Origin of the sequence: Nocardioides hankookensis (assembly GCF_042658885.1) — a bacterium.
Classification (GTDB): Bacteria; Actinomycetota; Actinomycetes; order Propionibacteriales; family Nocardioidaceae; genus Nocardioides; species Nocardioides hankookensis.
Genome location: NZ_JBHSRJ010000009.1, coordinates 409705 through 428250 on the forward strand (window position 1 = coordinate 409705; position 18546 = coordinate 428250).

General features: G+C 70.3%; 15 protein-coding genes. 3 read left to right on the forward strand and 12 right to left on the reverse strand.

What is annotated here, in order from left to right; genetic code table 11:
* Positions 1 to 20: 20 nt before the first annotated feature.
* From ACFPYL_RS21390 to ACFPYL_RS21425, 8 genes are all read right to left on the reverse strand, one after another.
* Positions 21 to 2897, reverse strand: coding sequence for an FG-GAP-like repeat-containing protein (locus ACFPYL_RS21390; RefSeq protein WP_379159248.1), 2877 nt, complete (start codon positions 2895 to 2897; stop codon positions 21 to 23).
* A 333-nt stretch (positions 2898 to 3230) separates the two neighbouring features.
* Complete coding sequence (locus tag ACFPYL_RS21395) at positions 3231 to 4019, reverse strand: ABC transporter ATP-binding protein (protein ID WP_379159251.1); 789 nt, start codon at positions 4017 to 4019, stop codon at positions 3231 to 3233.
* The gene (locus ACFPYL_RS21400; protein ID WP_379159254.1) at positions 4019 to 4933 is read right to left on the reverse strand and encodes an ABC transporter permease; all 915 of its coding nucleotides are present in this window, start codon (positions 4931 to 4933) and stop codon (positions 4019 to 4021) included. Before ACFPYL_RS21400 ends, ACFPYL_RS21395 begins: the two co-directional genes overlap by 1 nt.
* Positions 4926 to 6959 carry a glycosyltransferase gene (locus tag ACFPYL_RS21405; protein ID WP_379159257.1) on the reverse strand — a complete coding sequence of 678 codons (2034 nt, stop codon included), beginning with the start codon at positions 6957 to 6959 and terminating at the stop codon, positions 4926 to 4928. Before ACFPYL_RS21405 ends, ACFPYL_RS21400 begins: the two co-directional genes overlap by 8 nt.
* Positions 6956 to 8155 (reverse strand): UDP-galactopyranose mutase, encoded by a 1200-nt coding sequence (gene glf / locus ACFPYL_RS21410; RefSeq protein WP_379159260.1) that lies wholly within the window; start codon positions 8153 to 8155, stop codon positions 6956 to 6958. Before glf ends, ACFPYL_RS21405 begins: the two co-directional genes overlap by 4 nt.
* Positions 8156 to 8161: 6 nt before the next feature.
* Positions 8162 to 9067: a glycosyltransferase family 2 protein gene (locus ACFPYL_RS21415; RefSeq protein ID WP_379159263.1), complete on the reverse strand. Its 906-nt coding sequence runs from the start codon at positions 9065 to 9067 to the stop codon at positions 8162 to 8164.
* On the reverse strand, positions 9064 to 9975 hold the full coding sequence (locus ACFPYL_RS21420; protein WP_379159266.1) for a glycosyltransferase family 2 protein: 912 nt from the start codon (positions 9973 to 9975) through the stop codon (positions 9064 to 9066). The genes ACFPYL_RS21415 and ACFPYL_RS21420 overlap by 4 nt, the downstream gene beginning before the upstream one ends.
* Positions 9976 to 10099: 124 nt before the next feature.
* On the reverse strand, positions 10100 to 11539 hold the full coding sequence (locus ACFPYL_RS21425; protein ID WP_379159269.1) for an LCP family protein: 1440 nt from the start codon (positions 11537 to 11539) through the stop codon (positions 10100 to 10102).
* A gap of 134 nt (positions 11540 to 11673) precedes the next feature.
* Here ACFPYL_RS21425 and ACFPYL_RS21430 point away from each other — a divergent pair, with 134 nt between their 5' ends.
* The 3 genes from ACFPYL_RS21430 to ACFPYL_RS21440 are packed head-to-tail and all read left to right on the forward strand — an operon-like array spanning position 11674 to position 14248.
* Entirely contained in the window at positions 11674 to 12891 is a 1218-nt protein-coding gene (locus tag ACFPYL_RS21430; protein ID WP_379159272.1) for an LCP family protein, read from the forward strand.
* The gene (locus ACFPYL_RS21435; protein WP_379159275.1) at positions 12888 to 13754 is read left to right on the forward strand and encodes a crotonase/enoyl-CoA hydratase family protein; all 867 of its coding nucleotides are present in this window, start codon (positions 12888 to 12890) and stop codon (positions 13752 to 13754) included. The genes ACFPYL_RS21430 and ACFPYL_RS21435 overlap by 4 nt, the downstream gene beginning before the upstream one ends.
* A 5-nt stretch (positions 13755 to 13759) precedes the next feature.
* Positions 13760 to 14248, forward strand: a complete 489-nt coding sequence (locus ACFPYL_RS21440) for a DUF1990 domain-containing protein (protein WP_379159278.1) — start codon at positions 13760 to 13762, stop codon at positions 14246 to 14248.
* On the opposite strand, the gene paaK is transcribed toward ACFPYL_RS21440, so the two are convergent.
* The 4 genes from paaK to ACFPYL_RS21460 all read right to left on the reverse strand — a co-directional run bounded on the left by paaK (position 14226) and on the right by ACFPYL_RS21460 (position 18416).
* Positions 14226 to 15497, reverse strand: a complete 1272-nt coding sequence (paaK, locus tag ACFPYL_RS21445; protein ID WP_379159281.1) for a phenylacetate--CoA ligase PaaK — start codon at positions 15495 to 15497, stop codon at positions 14226 to 14228. The genes ACFPYL_RS21440 and paaK overlap by 23 nt on opposite strands.
* A 9-nt stretch (positions 15498 to 15506) precedes the next feature.
* On the reverse strand, positions 15507 to 16247 hold the full coding sequence (locus tag ACFPYL_RS21450; protein WP_379159283.1) for a dienelactone hydrolase family protein: 741 nt from the start codon (positions 16245 to 16247) through the stop codon (positions 15507 to 15509).
* 19 nt (positions 16248 to 16266) lie between these two features.
* A complete protein-coding gene (locus tag ACFPYL_RS21455; RefSeq protein WP_379159286.1) occupies positions 16267 to 17439 on the reverse strand; it encodes an acyl-CoA dehydrogenase family protein in 1173 nt (390 codons plus the stop codon).
* A 131-nt stretch (positions 17440 to 17570) separates the two neighbouring features.
* Positions 17571 to 18416, reverse strand: coding sequence for an Ig-like domain repeat protein (locus ACFPYL_RS21460; protein WP_379159289.1), 846 nt, complete (start codon positions 18414 to 18416; stop codon positions 17571 to 17573).
* Between the last annotated feature and the right edge of the window lie 130 nt (positions 18417 to 18546).

Below are 18546 nucleotides of genomic sequence, written 5' to 3' on the forward strand. Positions count from 1 at the left end.
CACGTTCTCGATGTGCGGGGTCACCCCGCCAGGTCGAACACCCCCATGCCCTGCGCCAGGAAGCGCGGCTTGCCGAAGCCGGTGGCCGAGCCCGGCAGCAGGAAGAGGTTGCCTGTCGAGCGCTGCCGCACCACCAGGTCCGCGTGCCCGGTCAGCCCGATGTCGCTGATCCCGATCACCCAGTCGTACGGCGCGAGGTTGAGGCTGACCGCCCGGGCGCCGGTCAGGCCGCCGGGCCCGTTGCCCGGGAAGAGGTAGGTCTTCGAGCCCCGCACGAAGAGCGAGTCCGGGGCACCATCGGCGTTCCACCGACCCACCGGGACCTGTTCGGTCGCCTTGATCGCGCCGTGGGCGACGTAGCTGGGTCGCAGGCCGGAGAGGCCGTTGCCCGGGTAGATCCGGATCGCGCCGCCGGCGGGCTGGCCCATCAGGTCCGGCCAGCCGTCACCGGTCATGTCGCCGACCGCGGCGAGCAGCTTCACCGAGGAGAAGCCGGTGCCGATGACGACCGGGGCGCCGAAGTGGCCGGCCCCGTCGCCACGACGCAGGGCGAGCACGCCCTGCGCGTTGCCCACGATGATGTCGCCGTGACCGTCGCGGTCCCAGTCACCGGCGTTGAAGAGCGCGTTGGCTCCGGGGATCTTGATACCGGTCGCGATCGGCCCGCGGATCTCGGTGCCGCCCGAGTTGGCGAGCACCGACACGGTCGATCCCGAGCGGACGACGACGTCGGGGGTGGCGTCGCGGACCAGCTGCGCGACGCCGACCACCTGACCGGCCACGGCGACCGGACCCAGCGCGTGGGAGAAGGTGCCGTTGCCCCGGGACGGGTAGACGTAGCCCTTGCCGTCCCGCTTGCGCACGAAGAGGTCCTGGCGCCCGTCGCCGGTGAAGTCGCCGATGCCGGTGAACGACGCGAACGACGTCCACGAGCCCGCCAGCGCCCGCGGTGCCGCGAACCGGCCCCCTCCGGCGCCCGCGATCAGCCACGGCCGGCCCGAGGTGTCACGGGCGATCAGGTCCATCCGCCCGTCGCCGGTCACGTCGCCGATGCTGGTGAGCTGGTTGTACGACGACCCGGACGAGGCGAGGTGGCGCACGGCGTACGTGCCGCTCGCACGCCGGAGGAGGACGTCGAGGCGGCCGGTCGAGGGGACCCGGGCGACCAGGTCGTTGCGGCCGTCACCGTTGACGTCCCCGACCGCGCTGACCAGGTCATGGCCCGCCAGCCGCCCGATCTGGGCGGACGCCGCACCGAAGGTGCCGGCGGAGGTGCCGGGGCGCACCCGCGCCGCGTTGTTGCCGCCCATGACCACGAGGTCGGCGATGCCGTCACCGGTCAGGTCGGGCGACACGACGGTGCGGTCGGTGCCGGCCAGGCCGGTCGCAGCGGCGACCGGGCCCGAGAACGCGGTGAGACCGCCGGTCGGGATGACGAAGACCTGGCCGTCGCTGGCGCGCCGCGCCACGAGGTCGGGGTGCGGGGTCGACGCGAGGTCGGACTCCAGCTCGCGACCCGCCCAGCCGCGCTGCGCCTCGGCGGCGAGTCGCCGGATGTCGGGGATCCGGGCGTAGAGGTAGCGGCCCGGGCACGCGGTCGACGCCGCGTCGCGGTGACCGTTGATCGCCTGGAAGACCTTCGAGCCGACCTGCTGGCTGGTGGACGCCGCGTTCACCCCGTGCAGCGACAGCTTCCAGGCGAAGAGCGCGCCGTACGCCTCGACCATCGCGTTGGACGGCTGCTTGATGTCGTAGTTGCCGATCGCCGACATCGCGAAGGAGTAGTCGTTGTAGTTGAGGGTGTGCGCGCCGACCACCGGACGGTCGATGCCGCCGTACCGGCCCTCCCAGATCCGGCCGAACCGGTCGACCAGGAAGTTGTAGCCGATGTCGGACCAGCCGCGGCTCTTGGTGTGGTACGCGTAGATGCTGCGGATGATCCCCGGCACCTCGTCGCGCGTGTAGTCGTTGGCGTTGACCGTGTGGTGCACGAAGCCGGCGTGCACCTCGAAGTAGTGCAGCGAGCTCTTGTCGCGCATGCTCTCGTCGGCGCCCCACTGGGCGCGCGAGTAGATCTGCGGCTTCGGGGTGAACGTCGCCGCCTGGAGGGAGATCTTGTCGCTGCCGCCCTCGCCCTCGCCCGCGTCCGTGTCGAGCGACGTGGCGTCCGCCGGGCCGGTCTCCGTTCCCGTCGTCGTCGCCGGAGCGGTGCCGTTCGTGTCCAGGGCCGGGTGCTCGACCGCCGTCTTGTCCGCCTCGCCGGGGTCCACGACCGCGAGCCGCAGACCGGGCGGCAGGTCGCCGTCGGTGGTGCTCACCTTGACCTGGACGTCGTCGACGTCGCCCACCAGGAGGGCGTCGGTGCCCGGGCGCGCGTGCTGCGCCTCCTCGGAGCCCGGGTCCGGACCGTGGTCCGCGTCGTAGTCGAGGTCCATCCACGCCGACCAGTCGGACCCGGTGCGGGTCCGGACCTTCAGCGCGATGTCGCCCTGCGCGATCTTCGTGCCGTGCGCCCAGGTCACCCCGACGGCGCCGTACCCCTCGACGGGCTCGGGGACGCTGGTGACGGTGCTCTGCGCGGCCACCATGTCCGCCTTGGTGCGCGCCAGCCGCGACGTGCCCGCCGGGCTGGACGCCGGCGTCAGCGCGTACTCGTCCACCGTCGGGTCGACGACCTCGTCCGGCACGGTCGACGTGCGGGCGGACTCACGGACGTAGGCGCTCAGGTCGGCGGCCAGGTCGCCGGCCGCGCCCGCCGCTGCGGCGGTCTCGTCGGGTCGCTCGTGCACGACGTCGAGGCTGACGACGCTCGCCGCAGGGGTGAGCACGGCGACCACGAGACCGAGCGCCAGCAGCTGCTGGCAGGCCGTGACGAAGCGGATCTTGCTGGGTGGCATGAGTGGTTGCTCCAGTGCGGGGGAAGTTCACACGGGTAGCAACTTTCACACGCGTCACAGCAGACACGGAAGGTTTCGTGAGTAACTACAAGACTGTAATTTCCAGTCGACACGCCGATGCATTCGAGATTTGTCAAGAAACTTCACGCGTGTAGTTCTCGCCTTCGTTGGTCGAGTAGGGCGCGAGGAACGAGCGGCCGTATCGAGACCACTCGGCGCCGCCTCTCGCCTGACCGGGTCTCGATACGCCGGACGCGACCTCCTCCGTCGGTCGCGCGGCTACTCAACCTGGCTCCTAGGCCCTGGCCCGAGCAAGCTCGGTCCAGGGGGAGCTCAGATGTCGGCGCCGAGGTCGTCGTCCTCGGACTCGAGCTCTTCCTGGGTCTCGTCGCCGGAGTCGTACTTGACGTACTTGATGCCCTCGATGACGTCACCGTCGAAGCCGACCTTGCCCTGCTCGAGCACGATCACCCGGTCGCACATGCGGCGGACGGAGCCGGCCGCGTGGCTGACGTAGACGAGGGTGCGGCCGCCGTCGCGGATCTCCTGCATCTTCTGCAGGCACTTCTGCTTGAACGGCTTGTCCCCCACCGCCAGCACCTCGTCGGCCAGGAAGATGTCCGAGTCGACGTGGATGGCGACCGAGAAGCCCAGCCGCGAGCTCATGCCCGAGGAGTAGTGGCCGACCGGCGAGTCCAGGAACTTGCCGAGCTCGGCGAAGTCGGCGATGTCGTCGAACTTCCGCTTCGTCTCGGCCTCGGACATGCCGAGGACCGCCGCGTTGAGGTAGATGTTCTCGCGGCCGGTCAGCTGCGGGTGGAAGCCGGCGCCGGTCGCGATCAGGCCGGCGATCCGACCGCGGGTCTCGACGGTGCCGCCCTCGGGGCGCATCACCCCGTTGATCAGCTTCAGCAGGGTGCTCTTGCCGGAGCCGTTGAGGCCCATCAGGCCGACCGACTCCCCCTGCTGGATCGTGAAGGAGACGTCGTCGACGGCACGGAAGGTGTCGCTGATGTCCTGGCGGCGCAGCGCCGCGACCGTCATCTGCTTGAACGTGCGGTGGTAGCGCAGCGTGAACATCTTCGTCGCGTGGTCGACGACGATCGACTCGGTCCCGCTCATCAGAGGCGCTCCGGGATCTTGTTCTCGAGCCGCGAGAAGACCATCTGACCGATCACCAGCAGGATCACTCCCGCGACCACCGCGAGGCCGGAGAAGGCCCACAGGTTGGCCGGGAGGTGGGCGGCCTCGGTCGCGGCCGGATGGTCGGTGGTGCCGACCCAGAACGCCTTCTGGAAGAGCAGCACGGCGTCGGCGATCGGGTTGAAGAGGTAGAACTGCGCGAACTGGCCGAACTTGTCCTCGACCATCGTGTACGGGTAGATCATCGGCACGCCGAAGCGCACGAAGTTCGTGAGGATCGCGGCGACGTTGCCGACGTCGCGGAAGAACACGTTGGCGGCGCTGAAGAGCAGCGCCATCGCCGTGCCGACGGTCGCGATGATGACCAGCGCGGTGACCAGGGCCACGACTCCAGCCAGGGTCGGCATCCAGCCCAGCAGGACGCAGACGATCATCATGATCACCAGCTGCGGGACCACGTGGTAGCCCGAGACCAGCATCGAGGCGACCGGGAACATCTCGCGCGGCATCGCCATCTTCTGCACGAGTGCCTTGTTGCGCACGATGGAGCGCGTCCCGGCGTTGAACGTCTCGTTGAAGAAGTGGACGATGATGATCCCGCAGAACATGTGGATGGCGAAGTTCTCCACGTCCTGGTGGAGCCCGAACAGGACGCCCATCACGACGTAGTAGATGAAGAACTGGCTCAGCGGGTTGATGTAGGACCACAGCAGACCCAGGAACGAGCCCTGGTAGCGCGCCGAGATCTCACGACGCACCAGCAGGCGCAGCAGGTAGCGGCGCCGGAAGACCTCGAGCAGGCCCGCGGTCGCGGCGGGCGAGGCGAGCGGCGCGTCCACCGTCCGCAACGGACGGGGAGCAGCGTCGACCTCAGGCTCGGTGACGTCAGTCATCGGCCGCCTCGGCGTCTGCTTCGGTCCACGGACGGAAGGTCTCCTCCCACGCCTCCGGCGAGGTGATCTCGGGCAACTTCGAGCGGTACTCCGCGGAGAGCTCCGGCCAGCGACGATAGAGCTTCAGGTGCAGGTCGGCGATCCGCTTGAGCAGGTCGCGGTACAGCTCGGGGTCTCGAGTGTAGAGCGCCGCCGAGGTCTGGTCCGGCATCGAGACGATCGCCGAGTCGTAGCGCGCGATGCGGTACCACTTCGCGTCCATCGCGGCGATCTCTCCCTCGGGGAACTCCCGGGACAGCGCCCGCGGCTTGCGCAGCTGTCGCAGTGGCATCAGGCCGGCCTGGATGATCTGGGAGCGCTTGCTCGGCACCTCGAGCTCGCTGTGGCCGCGCCGCGACGGCTTGCGCCGGATCGGCGGGAAGGCGTCGGGGTCCGCCTCGAGCTGGGCGTCGGAGAACTGCTTGCGGAACGCGTTGACGTCGGCGAGCCGGTGCGGCAGCGCCTCGTGCAGGCCGTCTGGGCCGGCCAGCACGTCCTCGAGCGCGAGCTGCCGCAGCTCGACGGTCGAGTACTGCATGGAGACCAGGTGGGCGACGGAGTGGTTGACGCTCTCCTGGATCAGCCGGCCGCCGTGCTTGTACGGCGAGTGCAGCAGCGCGGCGATCAGCCGGTTGCGCTCGTGGAAGTAGGCCTGCCAGTCGAGGGCGTCGTTCTTGTCGGTCCACGGCACGTGCCACACCGCGGCGCCCGGGAACGTCACGGTCGGGTAGCCGGCAGCCTTCGCGCGGACGCCGAACTCACTGTCGTCCCACTTGATGAAGACCGGCAGCGACAGACCGACCTCGTCGAGCACCTGGCGCGGGATCAGGCACATGAACCAGCCGTTGAAGTCGACGTCGACGCGGCGGTGCAGCCAGCGGGTCGAGCGCAGGTTGCGGGCGGCGAAGTCCCACTCCGAGAGCACGTGCTCGGGCGACATCCACCACCAGCGCCAGGTCTGGATGATCTCGCCGAAGCTGTGCAGCCGCGCCCGGGAGTAGAGGCTGAACATGTGGCCGCCGACGATCGTGGGGCGGCGGGCGAGGTCGGCGAAGGCGACAGCGCGCAGCAGGCTCTGCGGCTCACACACGACGTCGTCGTCCATCATCAGCGCGTACGTCGCCGTGCCGGCCTTCACGGTCTCGAGCTGACCGCGGGCGTAGCCGCCGGAGCCACCCAAGTTGCCCTGGTCGATGACGCGGAGCCGGCCGTCGAGGGCCTTCTCGGCGGCGGCGAAGCCGGCCGCGCCACGGACCTTGTCGGTGCCCTGGTCGACGACGAACACGGTGTCGAGGATCGCGATGACGTCGTCCTCGGAGCCGAGCTGGGTGATCAGGTCGGAGCAGAAGCCCGGCCGGTTCATCGTCGTGATGGTCACGGCGACGGAGCCGGACTCGGCCCGGTCGGCGGGCACCTCGGCGTCCCAGACCGCGCTGACGACGGCGTCCTCGTCACCCGCGGTGACGTCGTACCAGTACCAGCCGCCGTCGGCGAAGGGGCGCAGCGACAGGTCGAAGACGAACGTGCCGCCGGCCGCGCCGTCCTCGACCTGCTGCGAGGACACCCGCTGGGAGCGTCCGTTGGCCATCGACTTGTAGACGGTGACGCTGGCGCCGCGGCCGTGGAGCTCGACGGCGAGGCGGACGTCCTCGACGATCGTCCAGCGCCGCCAGTACGACGCCGGGAACGCGTTGAAGTAGCTGCCGAACGACAGCCGCTCGCCCTGCTCGATGCGGACCGCGTGCCGGTCGACGATCTGGTCGGGGTGGATCATCGTGCCGGAGCTGACGGACTGGCGCAGTGACGCCTTGTTGAGCTCCTTGGCACCCTTGTCGCCGCCGACGTTGTACTTGTCGGCATCGAGGACCGCCGGGTCGGGGTCGACGTACAGCGGCAGCACGTCCAGGTCGCGGTCGACCGGCATGATCTGGGTCTGCAGGACGCGGCGTACGGTCGCCGTCGTCGCGCCGGGCTTCGAGGGGCTCACTCGTCGACTCCTCCGCTGGTGAGCGGCGCACCCTCGGCGAAGTGCGGCCGCAGCTTGTTCTCGAACATGGACAGGGCCGAGCCGATCGCCATGTGCATGTCGAGGTACTTGTAGGTGCCGAGCCGGCCGCCGAAGAGCACCATCGGCTCCCGCTTCGCGAGCTCGCGGTACTTCAGCAGCTTCGCACGGTCCTCGGCGGTGTTCACCGGGTAGTACGGCTCGTCGCCCTCCTCGGCGAAGCGTGAGTACTCGTGCACGACGACCGTCTTGCCCGGCAGGTAGGTCCGCTCCGGGTGCAGGTGCTTGAACTCGAGGGTCCGCGTGTAGGGCAGGTCCTCGTCGTTGGCGTTGACTACGCCGGTGCCCTGGAAGTCGTCGACGTCGAGCGTCTCCCGCTCCAGGTCGATGGTCCGCCAGGACAGGCGGCCCTCGGAGTTCTCGAAGTACTCGTCGACCGGGCCGGTGTAGACGATCGGCACCTGGCCCTTGAGCTCGTCGGCCACCGAGAAGAAATCGGTGTCGAGGCGGACCTCGATGTTGGGGTGGTCGGCCATCCGCTCGAGCCAGGCGGTGTACCCGTCGACCGGCAGGCCCTCGTAGGTGTCGTTGAAGTAGCGGTTGTCGAAGGTGTAGCGCACCGGGAGCCGCGTGATGATGTCGGCCGACAGCTCCTTCGGGTCGGTCTGCCACTGCTTCGCGGTGTAGCCCTTCACGAATGCCTCGTAGAGCGGCCGCCCGATCAGGCTGATCGCCTTCTCCTCGAGGTTGGTCGCGTCCTGGGTGGCGATCTCGCTGGCCTGCTCGGCGATCAGCGCGCGTGCCTCGTCGGGGGTGTGCGCCTTGCCGAAGAACTGGTTGATCAGCCCGAGGTTCATCGGGAACGAGTAGACCTGCCCCTGGTACTTCGCGAAGACCCGGTGCTGGTAGCCCGTGAAGTCGGTGAACTGGTTGACGTAGTCCCAGACCTTCTTGTTCGAGGTGTGGAAGAGGTGCGTCCCGTAGACGTGCACCTCGATCCCGGTCTCCTCGTCGAACTCGGAGTAGGCGTTGCCGCCCAGGTGGTGGCGCCGCTCCAGGACGAGGACCTTCAGTCCCAGCTCACGCGCGCAGCGCTCGGCGACGGTGAGGCCGAAGAAGCCGGAGCCGACGACGACCAGATCGGGGCCCTGCGAGGGATCGGGAGAAGGGGCTGACACGATCGGTCAGTCTACGGATCTGGTGGGTACGGCACGCATTCCCCGCGCGTCGCGCATGGCCCGGATCACATTGCGCGCCTCGGCCCGTCCCCCGCGCACCGGGCTGAGCAGCACGACCGCCGCCGTGACCAGCCAGGGCTTCAGCCGGACCAGCGCGTTCTCGCCGTACCGCAGGTGCACGACGAAGAGGTTGCGATACATGTAGTAGCCCTTCCAGCCGCCCAGGTCGTGCTGCTGGTCGAAGTCGAGCTGGCGCACCAGGACGGCGTCGCGGACCGCCCAGATCCGGAATCCGGCCCGGCGGGCGCGGACCGCGTAGTCGACGTCGTCGTAGAAGATGAAGTACGACGGGTCGGGCAGCCCGATCGCGTCGACGACCGCGCGGCGGCACATGAAGCCCTCGAAGGCGACGTTCTCGATCTCGACCAGCTCGGGCATCCGGTCGCGGCTGCCGAAGTCGGTCTCGACCATGCCGGTCTTCGGCCGGATCGCGAGCGGGTTGCGCAGGTCGAACCGGGTCGCGGCCTTCTCGACCAGGTGGCCGGCGGTGTCCTCGCGGACCGCCATCAGGCAGTCCTCGTCGCGCGCCATCAGCACGGTCAGGCAGCCGGACGCGGGGACCACGTCGTCGTCCATCAGCCAGATCCGGTCGAAGCCCTGCGCGTACGCCGTGCGCACGCCCAGGTGGAAGCCGCCGGCGCCGCCGAGGTTGTCGTCGCTCCGGATCACCTGGAGGCCGGGGTTCGTCGCGGCGGCGAGCACCGCCGGCGTGTGGTCGGTGCTCGCGTTGTCGACCACGATCACGGCGTCGGGGAGCCGGTCGAGCGCGGCCAGCCCGACCAGCATCCGCTCCAGCAGGTCCGCGCGGTCGTAGGTCACGACCACGACGGCGACGGTCTCGTGCCCGGTCACGCGAGGTACTTCCGGTGCCCGGTGAAGTCGCCGCGGAGGCCGTCGTACATCGCCCGCAGGCTGATGCCGATCCGGCGCGGGCTCGGCCTCGTGAACGTGTAGAACCAGACGGTCTTCGCGACGAAGGCGAGCGCGTGCGGCCAGCCCTTGTACTCGCGCAGGTTGAGCAGGTTGTTGCGCGCCATGCAGTAGTGCTTGAGGTCGCTGGGGCTGTGGTTGTACGTCGTGCGGCCGAACATCATCGGCGTCCCCAGGCTGCCGACCGCGGGGTGCCGGACCTGGGCGTCGACGACGGTCGCGATGCGGGCGCCGGCGGCCTCGGCGCGCAGGCGGTACTCGTGGTCGTCGCCCCAGATGAAGTACTCCGCGCGGGGCAGCCCGATCCGCTCGACCAGCTCGCGCGTGACCAGGACCCCGTTGAACGGGATGACGATGCCGTCGATCCGGCCGGCCGTGGCCGCCCGCTCGACGTCGGCGAGCTCGTGCACGACGCGGGTGCCGCCGGGGAGCCGGATCGGGAAGACCAGCCGACTCGGCTCGACCTCGTCGACCACCAGCGGCCCCCAGAAGTCGAGGTCGGTCTCCTCGAGCAGCCGGGCGAGACAGCCCGGGTCCGGCAGGCCGTCGTCGTCCATCAGCCAGACCAGGTCGGCCTCGAGCTCGACCGCCCACGCCAGGCCGTCGTGGAAACCCCGGGCACCGCCGCCGTTCTCAGCGAGGGTCCGGGCCCGGACACGGCCGCCGAGACCGGCGAGCCACTCCCCCGTCCCGTCCGTCGAGGCGTTGTCGACCACCAGGACCTCGGCCAGCCCGGGCACCTGCTCGAGGCGGTCGACGAGCGTGCGCAGCAGGCCCAGGCGGTTGAACGTGACCACGACGGCGATCACTCGAGGGGCGTCCTGGGGCACGGCGTACACCCTAGAGAGTCCAACGGTGGAGAGTGGTTTCGAGGCTCGCTTCGCTTCGCACCTCAACCACCGGTGCCGGTGGTTGAGGTGCGAGGAGCGCTAGCGACGAGCCTCGAAACCACCACTAACAGGCAGAGTCGAGGTCGTCCGCGTCGTTGGCGGCGTACCCGGTGCTCAGCGAGCCCAGCGATCCGCCGGTGACGGTCTCGGTCGTCGCCTTCTTGGCCTTCGTGGACTTCGCGGGGGCGTTGCCCTCCGCGCGGTCGATCGCCTGGGCGACCTTGGTGCGGATCAGGTGGATGTCCGGCTCGGCGGTGTTGATCATCGGCGGCACCAGGGAGAGCGTGGACACCTTCTGGCTGCGGGCCTTGAGGGCGAGCTGCGCGAAGCGGGAGAACTCGCTGGCCGGGATGTCGGTCGAGACCATCGCGGAGCTGGCACTGGCGATGTCGGCGAAGTTGCGTACGGCGGTCTGCGGGCTGATCTGCTGGAGCATCGCGCTCATCACGCACTTCTGGCGCGCCATCCGCGAGTAGTCGTCGGAGTCGTCGCGCGCCCGGGAGAACCACAGGGCGTCGTGGCCGTCGAGCTTGCGGACGCCGGGCTGGATGTAGCCGGTGACGTCGTCGCCGAGGCCGCCGACCGGGATCGGCTGGCGCACGTTGAGGGTGACGCCGCCGACGGCGTCGACGAGGTCGGTGAAGCCGCGCAGGTTGACCATCGCCCAGTAGTTGATCTTGAGCCCGGTGATGCCCTCGATCGCCATGATCGTCGCGTCGACGCCCGGGTTGTCGGAGTCGGGGAAGAGCTCGGTGTTGTCGCCCGCCCAGGTGCTCACGCCGTTGAGGTAGTCGGCGTCGAAACCGTCGGGGAACTGCTGGCGCATCACCGACCCCTTCACGAAGGGGAAGTTCTTCATGTTGCGCGGCAGCGAGATCAGCACCGTGCGGCCGGTCTCCTCGTCGATGCTGGCGACCGTCATCGAGTCGGGCCGCAGCCCCCACCGTCCGGCTCCGGAGTCGCCGCCGAGCAGCAGCACGTTGTAGCGGCCGTCGTGGGCGTCGGTGGCCGCGCCGTCCCCGGCCAGGGCCATGACGAAGTCACGCTGGACGCCGACCACGTGGGCGCCGAAGAGCAGCGAGGCGGCGATCGAGAAGCAGAGCGCACCGTTGACGCCGATCGCGGCCCGCCGGTGGCCCATGCTCAGGGTGAGCGGCTGCCCGAGACGCCACGCGTCGATGAAGAGGTAGGCCCAGCCGACCGCGAGCGCCATCAGCAGCAGCCGGAGCAACAGGAGCGCGACCGGGTCGAAGGCGAGGTCGAGGTACGTCGTCGGTCGGACCAGCGCGAGGACCGCGCCCACGAAGAAGGAGAGCAGGAGCACGGCCCAGATCCGCAGCGCGACCAGGCCGACCCGGCGGTTGCCCGCGACCAGCTGCGCCGAGCCGGGCAGCACGAGGGTCATCAGCATCAGGGCGACGGCCCGGCGGAAACGGACGCGAGCCGCGCGCTCACCAGGGGTGAAGCGCGAGGCTTGCGACCCGGGGGAAGGTGCGGGCGGCATCGAGATGCCTCTCTCGAGAACGTCGTACGGGGAAGTGGCGGTGCCCCGCAAGTATCACCAGTCACAGGCGCAACATCCGACACGACGCGCCGGGCGATCCGGGGAGGTGGGGAGCGACCGGGTACCGTCGCCGCATGAATGACCGTCCTCGCGGTGACGGCGAACCCGCGGAGGGCACGCCCGAGTACCACTGGCTGTACGGCGGCGGCGCCGACACCCCGCCCGCCCCCACCCCCCAGTCCGGATCGCCGCGCGAGCCCCGGCCCGACGAGACCCGGATGATGCCCGCGATGGCCAGACCGACCAACGAACCGGCTCGTGCCGGGACCCCGCCGACGCCGCCCCCGGTCGCCCCGACGCCCGGCCAGGGTTCGACCCCTCCCCCCTCGGCACCGCGGCGGCGCGGCTTCCGCTTCTACCTGCGGATCGTGCTCGCGCTGCTGCTGTTGTGGGTCGCCTACCTCGTGGTCGTGCCGATCTACGCCTGGACCCACGTCACCAAGGTCGAGTGGGAGCCGAAGGGCGACCGCCCCGACGACCAGCCCGGCACGACGTACCTGATGGTCGGCAGCGACTCGCGCGCCGGGCTGACCAAGGAGCAGCGCAAGGAGTACGCCACCGGCAATCCGAGCAGCCAGCTCTCCGACACGATCATGATCCTGCACACGGGGTCCGGGCCCAACCTGCTGATGTCGATCCCCCGCGACTCGCTCGTCGACGTCCCCGGCTACGGCACCACCAAGATCAACGCCGCCTACTCCCACGGCGGGGCGAAGCTCCTGGTGAAGACCATCGAGCAGAACACCGGCATCCGGATCGACGACTACGTGGAGATCGGCCTCGGCGGCGTCGCCGGCGTGGTCGACGCGGTGGGCGGCATCGAGATCTGCCCCACGCAGAGGATGAAGGACCCATTGGCCGGCCTCAACGTCAAGAAGGGCTGCCAGCAGGCCGACGGGCGGACGGCGCTGGCCTACTCGCGCTCGCGACACACGTCGGCCGTCGGCGACATCGATCGGGTCAAGCACCAGCGCGAGGTCGTCGCGGCCGTCGGTGACGGGGTGCTCTCGCCCTGGACGTTCATCAACCCGGTCCGTTACTGGCGGCTGACCAACGCGATCCCGGACTTCTTCGCCTTCGGCGAGGGCATGGGGCCCGTGCGGGCGGGGATGTGGGCCCTCGCCATGACCAACGTCGGCCTGAGCTGCGTCGTCCCGATCTCGGACCTGGCCGTGCACTGGGATCCGAAGCGGTCGAAGCAGATGTTCGACTACATCAAGGAAGACAAGACCGACGACATCCCGAAGGGGCTCTGCACGCCGACCGGTCTGCCGAAGAGCGTCACCGGATGAGCTACGAGACCCTCCGCTGGGAGGTCGACGCCGACGGGGTCGGCACGCTGACCCTGCACCGGCCCGACCAGCTCAACGCCTTCGACCTGACGATGGCCGGCGAGCTCGAGGAGTTCTTCCGCGCCGACGCCTGGGCCGAGCCCGTGCGCGCGGTCGTCGTCACCGGCGCGGGCCGGGCGTTCTGCGCCGGCATGGACCTGAACGCGGCCGGCAACGTCTTCGGCCTCGACGAGGGGCTGCGCCCGACGGTCGCCGACTTCCGCGCGGCGTACGACGAGGCGCCGTACCAGGACGGCGTCCGCGACACCGGCGGCAAGGTGACGCTCGCGATCCACGCGCTGCCCAAGCCGGTGATCGCGGCGATCAACGGCCCGGCCGTCGGCATCGGCGCCACGATGACGCTCGCGATGGACCTCCGGCTGGCCTCGACGAAGGCCCGCATCGGCTTCGTCTTCGGGCGGCTCGGCATCGTGCCCGAGGCGGCGTCGAGCTGGTTCCTGCCTCGGATCGTCGGCATCCAGCAGGCCCTGGAGTGGGTCTACTCGGCCGACATCCTCACCGCCGACCAGGCGCTCGCCGGTCGCCTCGTCCGCAGCCTGCACGAGCCCGACGACCTGCTGCCCGCCGCCCAGGAGCTGGCCCGGTCGTTCGTCGTCGACCGCTCCCCCGCGGCGCTCGGCCTCGCCAAGCGGCTGCTCTACCGCAACAGCGCCGCCGCCGAGCCGCTCGAGGCGCACCTCTCCGACTCGCTCGCCATGTACTGGCAGTCCCTCGGTGACGGCAAGGAGGGCGTGGCCGCCTTCCTCGAGAAGCGCTCCCCGAGCTTCACCGGCTCCGCCGCCGACCTGCCCGACGTCTTCTGACGGCCGTGGCCGACCTGCCCGAGGCCCCCTTCACCTATCCCGAGGTGGGGGCCACGGCCGGCCGGCTGCCCGCCGGCTACCGGCACCTCCGTCGGGAGGTCGTGGTGCCACGGGCGTTCGACGAGGTCGTCGACGACCTCGTCCACTGGCGCATCCACGAGCGTGCCGGCCTTCGCGTCGACGCCTCCGGACCGGCCGACGAGCCGGGTGCCACCGTCGCGATGCGTCTCGGTCCGCTGCGGGTGCCCTGCCGGGTCGTCTACGTCGTGCGCGAGCCCGACCGCGTGGGCTTCGCCTACGGGACGCTGCCCGGGCACCCGGAGTCCGGAGAGGAGCGCTTCGAGGTCGCGCGCGCTGCCGACGGCACCGTCACGTTCGAGGTGACGGCGTTCTCCCGGCCGGCCACGATGCTCGCCCGGCTCGGTGGTCCGATCGGGCGTGCGGTGCAGGACCGGATCACCGAGCGGTACCTCAACGCGGCCGCTGGTCGCTGATCCGCTTCGCCTTGCCGAGCGACCGCTCCAGCGCGTGCGGCGCAAGCACCTCCACCCGGGCGGTGACCCCGATCCGCTGCTTGATCCGCTCCTCCAACGCTGCGCCGAGCGCTGCGTCGTACGACGTGGTGGCGGCCTCGACCTGCACGGTGAGCTCGTCGAGGTTGCCGGGCCTGGTGAGCACGCACAGGTAGTGCGGCGCGAGGCCCTCGACCGTGAGGATCTGCTCCTCGACCTGGCTCGGGAAGACGTTCACCCCGCGCACGATCATCATGTCGTCGGTGCGTCCGGTGACCTTCTCCATGCGCCGGAACGCCGGGTACGCCGTGCCCGGCAGCAGACGGGTGAGGTCACGGGTGCGGTAGCGGACCACCGGCATCGCCTGCTTGGTCAACGACGTGAACACCAGCTCCCCGCGCTCGCCGTCGGGCACCGGCTCCAGCGTCACCGGGTCGACGACCTCGGGCAGGAAGTGGTCCTCCCACACGTGCAGCCCGTCCTGGGTCTCCCCCGCCTCGGCGGAGACACCCGGCCCCATCACCTCCGAGAGCCCGTAGAGGTCGACGGCGCGCAGGCCGGAACGCAGCTCGACGGCCCTCCGCATCTCGTCGGTCCACGGCTCCGCTCCGAAGATGCCGACCTCGAGGCTGGTGCTGCGCGGGTCGACGCCCTGCCGCTCCAGCTCATCGAGGATCGCGAGGAAGTACGACGGCGTCACCATGATCACCCGCGACTCGAAGTCGAGGATCAGCTGCACCTGCCGCTCGGTCATGCCGCCGCTGACCGGCACCACCGTGCACCCGAGCCGCTCGGCGCCGTAGTGCGCGCCGAGGCCACCGGTGAACAGCCCGTAGCCGTAGCCGACGTGCACGACGTCGCCCGGCCGCCCGCCGGCCGCCCGGATCGAGCGCGCCATCAGCTCCGCCCAGGTGTCGACGTCGTCCTGGGTGTAGCCGACGACCGTCGCCTTGCCGGTCGTCCCGCTGGAGGCGTGCACGCGGACGACCTCCTCGCGCGGCACCGCGAACATGCCGAAGGGATAGTTCGCCCGCAGGTCGGCCTTGGTCGTGAACGGGAAGCGCGCCAGGTCGGCGAGGGTCCTCAGGTCGTCCGGGTGCACCCCCGCCTCGTCGAACGAACGGCGGTAGTGCGGGACCCCGTCGTACGCCGAGCGCAGCGTGGCCCCGAGGCGCTCCAGCTGGAGCGCCTCGAGCTCGTCGCGTCCGAGGGACGGGACCTCGCCGGTCACCCGGTCAGGCTAGGGGCGAAGCGTCCTCGCGAACAGGTCCTCGAGGACGGCGAAGTGCCGCGCGGTGCCGGCCTCGTCGTAGACCGACGTGTCGGCCATCGTGTAGCCGTGCCCGGCGCCGGCGTAGATCTCGTTGACGTGCTCGCGGCCGGCGTCCTGGAGGACCTGCCCGAGCGCCTCGACCTGCTCGACCGGCATCGAGGAGTCCTGGTCGGCGTGGCCGAAGACGTACGCCGCGGTCGACGGCGCGATCGCCAGGTGCGGGCTGTCCGGGGCGTCGGTCACCAGGCGCCCGCCGTGGAAGCCGCCGACGGCGGCGACCGTGCCCGGGAACTGCCCGGCGGTGCGGACGGCGAGCCGGGCGCCCATGCAGTAGCCGGTGACCCCGATCGGGCCCGGCCCCGCGTGCTGCCGGAGCGTGCCCACCCAGGCATCGGCGTCCGGGCCCGACTTGTCCGGGGTCAGTGCGCCCACCCGGTCCATCACGCCGCCGCCGAAGAACGCCTCCCGGGCACCCTCGTCGCGCAGGTCGCCCTGCGGCGCGAGGTCGGCGGCGCGGCCGTCGCGGTAGAAGACGTGCGGCGCGAGGACGACGTACCCCCACGACGCGATGCGGTCGGCCATCTCCTCGATCTGCGGCCGCAGCCCGATCGCGTCGACGTAGAAGAGGACGCCGGGGCTGCCCGCCTCACCGGTCAGGTAGGCCTCAGCGGCTCCGTCTGCTGCCTGGATCTCGATCGTCTCGCCCATGGCTGCGACCGTACCGACCTCAGATCTGGCTCTGGACCCCGGCCAGCAGCTGACGGCCGATGACGATGCGCTGCACCTGGTTGGTGCCTTCGTAGATCTGGGTGATCTTGGCGTCGCGCATCATCCGCTCGACCGGGTAGTCGCGGGTGAAGCCGTAGCCGCCGAGCACCTGCACGGCGTCGGTGGTCACCTGCATCGCGACGTCGGAGGCGAAGCACTTCGCCGAGGCGCCGAAGAACGTGAGGTCCTTGTCGCCGCGCTCGGACTTGCCGGCGGCGGCGTAGGTCATCTGGCGAGCGGCCTCGACCTTCATGCCCATGTCGGCGAGCAGGAACTGCAGGCCCTGGAAGTCGCTGATCGGCTTGCCGAACTGCTTGCGCTCCTGGGCGTAGCCGAGCGCGTAGTCGAGGGCGCCCTGGGCGATGCCGACGGCCTGCGCGGCGATCGTGACCCGGGTGTGGTCGAGGGTGCGCATCGCGGTCTCGAAGCCGGTGCCCTCGGCGCCGATCATCCGGTCGGCGGGGATCCGCACGTTGTCGAGGTAGACCTCGCGGGTCGGGCTGCCCTTGATACCGAGCTTCTTCTCCGGGGCGCCGAAGGAGACGCCCTCGTCGGACTTCTCGACGACGAACGCCGAGATGCCCTTGCTGCGCTTGTCGGGGTCGGTCACGGCCATCACGGTGTAGTACTCCGAGACGCCGGCGTTGGTGATCCAGCGCTTCACGCCGTTGAGCACGAAGTGGTCCCCGTCGCGTACGGCGCGGGTCTTCATGCCGGCGGCGTCCGAGCCCGCGTCCGGCTCGGAGAGGCAGTAGGAGAAGCCGCCCTCGCCGGCGGCGAGCTTGCCGAGGTAGTGCTTCTTGAGCTCCTCGGAGCCGGAGAGCTGCACCGGCAGCGAGCCGAGCTTGTTGACGGCCGGGATCAGGCTGCTGGACGCGCAGGCCCGGGCGACCTCCTCGATGACGATCACGGTCGCCAGGGCGTCGGCGCCGGCGCCGCCGTACTCCTCCGGCACGTGCGGCGCGTGGAAGTCGGCGGCCAGGAGGGCGTCGGCCGCCTCCTGGGGGTAGCGGGCGTTCTCGTCGACGTCGGCGGCGTGCGGGGCGACCTTGGCGTCGCAGATCGCGCGGACCGCCTCGCGGACGGCCTGGTGCTCCTCGGAGAGGGCGAACATCGGGAAGTCGGAGCTCATGCGGGCAAATCTACGCGTTGGTAACCGCCCCCTCGCACGCGGGCCGCAGGCGTGAAATGCCGCCGTGAAATGGCGGACGCCCGGCCGGGGCAGAACCCGGCCGGGCGTCCGACAGTGAGGTGTCCCTCAGGTCACTTCTTGACCTTGACGGTGACCGGGAAGCTCGAGGAGCCCGAGGTCGACTTGTCACCGGCGTAGACGACGGTGATCTTCGAGGTCTTCTTGAGGCCCTTCTTGACCTTGATCGCGGCCTTGCCGTTCTTCAGCACGCCCGCGCCGACGACCTTCTTGCCGACCTTCGCGACGACCTTGCCGGTGGCGGTCTTGTTCTGGCCGGTCACCTTGGCAGCGACGGCGAACGCCTTGCCCTTCTTCACCGACTTCGGAGCCTTCGCCGTGACGCCGGCCGTCTGCTTCGAGATCGTGTACGTCGTGATGACGGACGTGTCGGACGTCGTGCACGTGAGCGGCACGATGGTGTCGAGCGTGAACGACGACGGCATGGTGACCTTGGCGGCGCCCGCGTCCGGCAGCTTGAACGCGTCGTTCGACACGCCCTTCGACAGCACGGCGGGGGTGTCGTGGACCAGCGTGACCGGGTCGATGGTGAAGTCCGCGATCGGGACCGAGCCGTTGCCGATCGGGAAGGCCAGGTCCTTGCTGCCGCCGCCGATGGTCGTCTGGTGGAAGTCGTCCATCAGGCTGTTGACGACCGGAGCCGGCACGGTGATCGTCAGCGTCAGGCTGACCAGGCCCGCGTTGACCGACTGGCCGGACGGGAAGGACGGGTAGCCCGACAGGTCGGCGTCCGCGGAGACCGACAGCGGCAGCGGGGTTCCGGCGCCGGAGCAGCTGTACGTCGCGGTGCCGGTGGCGGCGTCGGCGGCCGACGTGCCGAGGCCGACGAGCGCACCCGCGGCGAGCGCGACGGTGACACCGGCAACGGCGGTGCGGACGGTGAGGTGACGAAGATTCATGAAAGGTGCTCCCTCCCGAGCAACTCAGCTCGCTACCGGGCGGTAGCAGAGACGGCCGTCACAGTAGACCCACATCCGCGACCTCCGACGCGGAACCCCGGAATGTTGCGAATATCCGCGATTTTCGGTC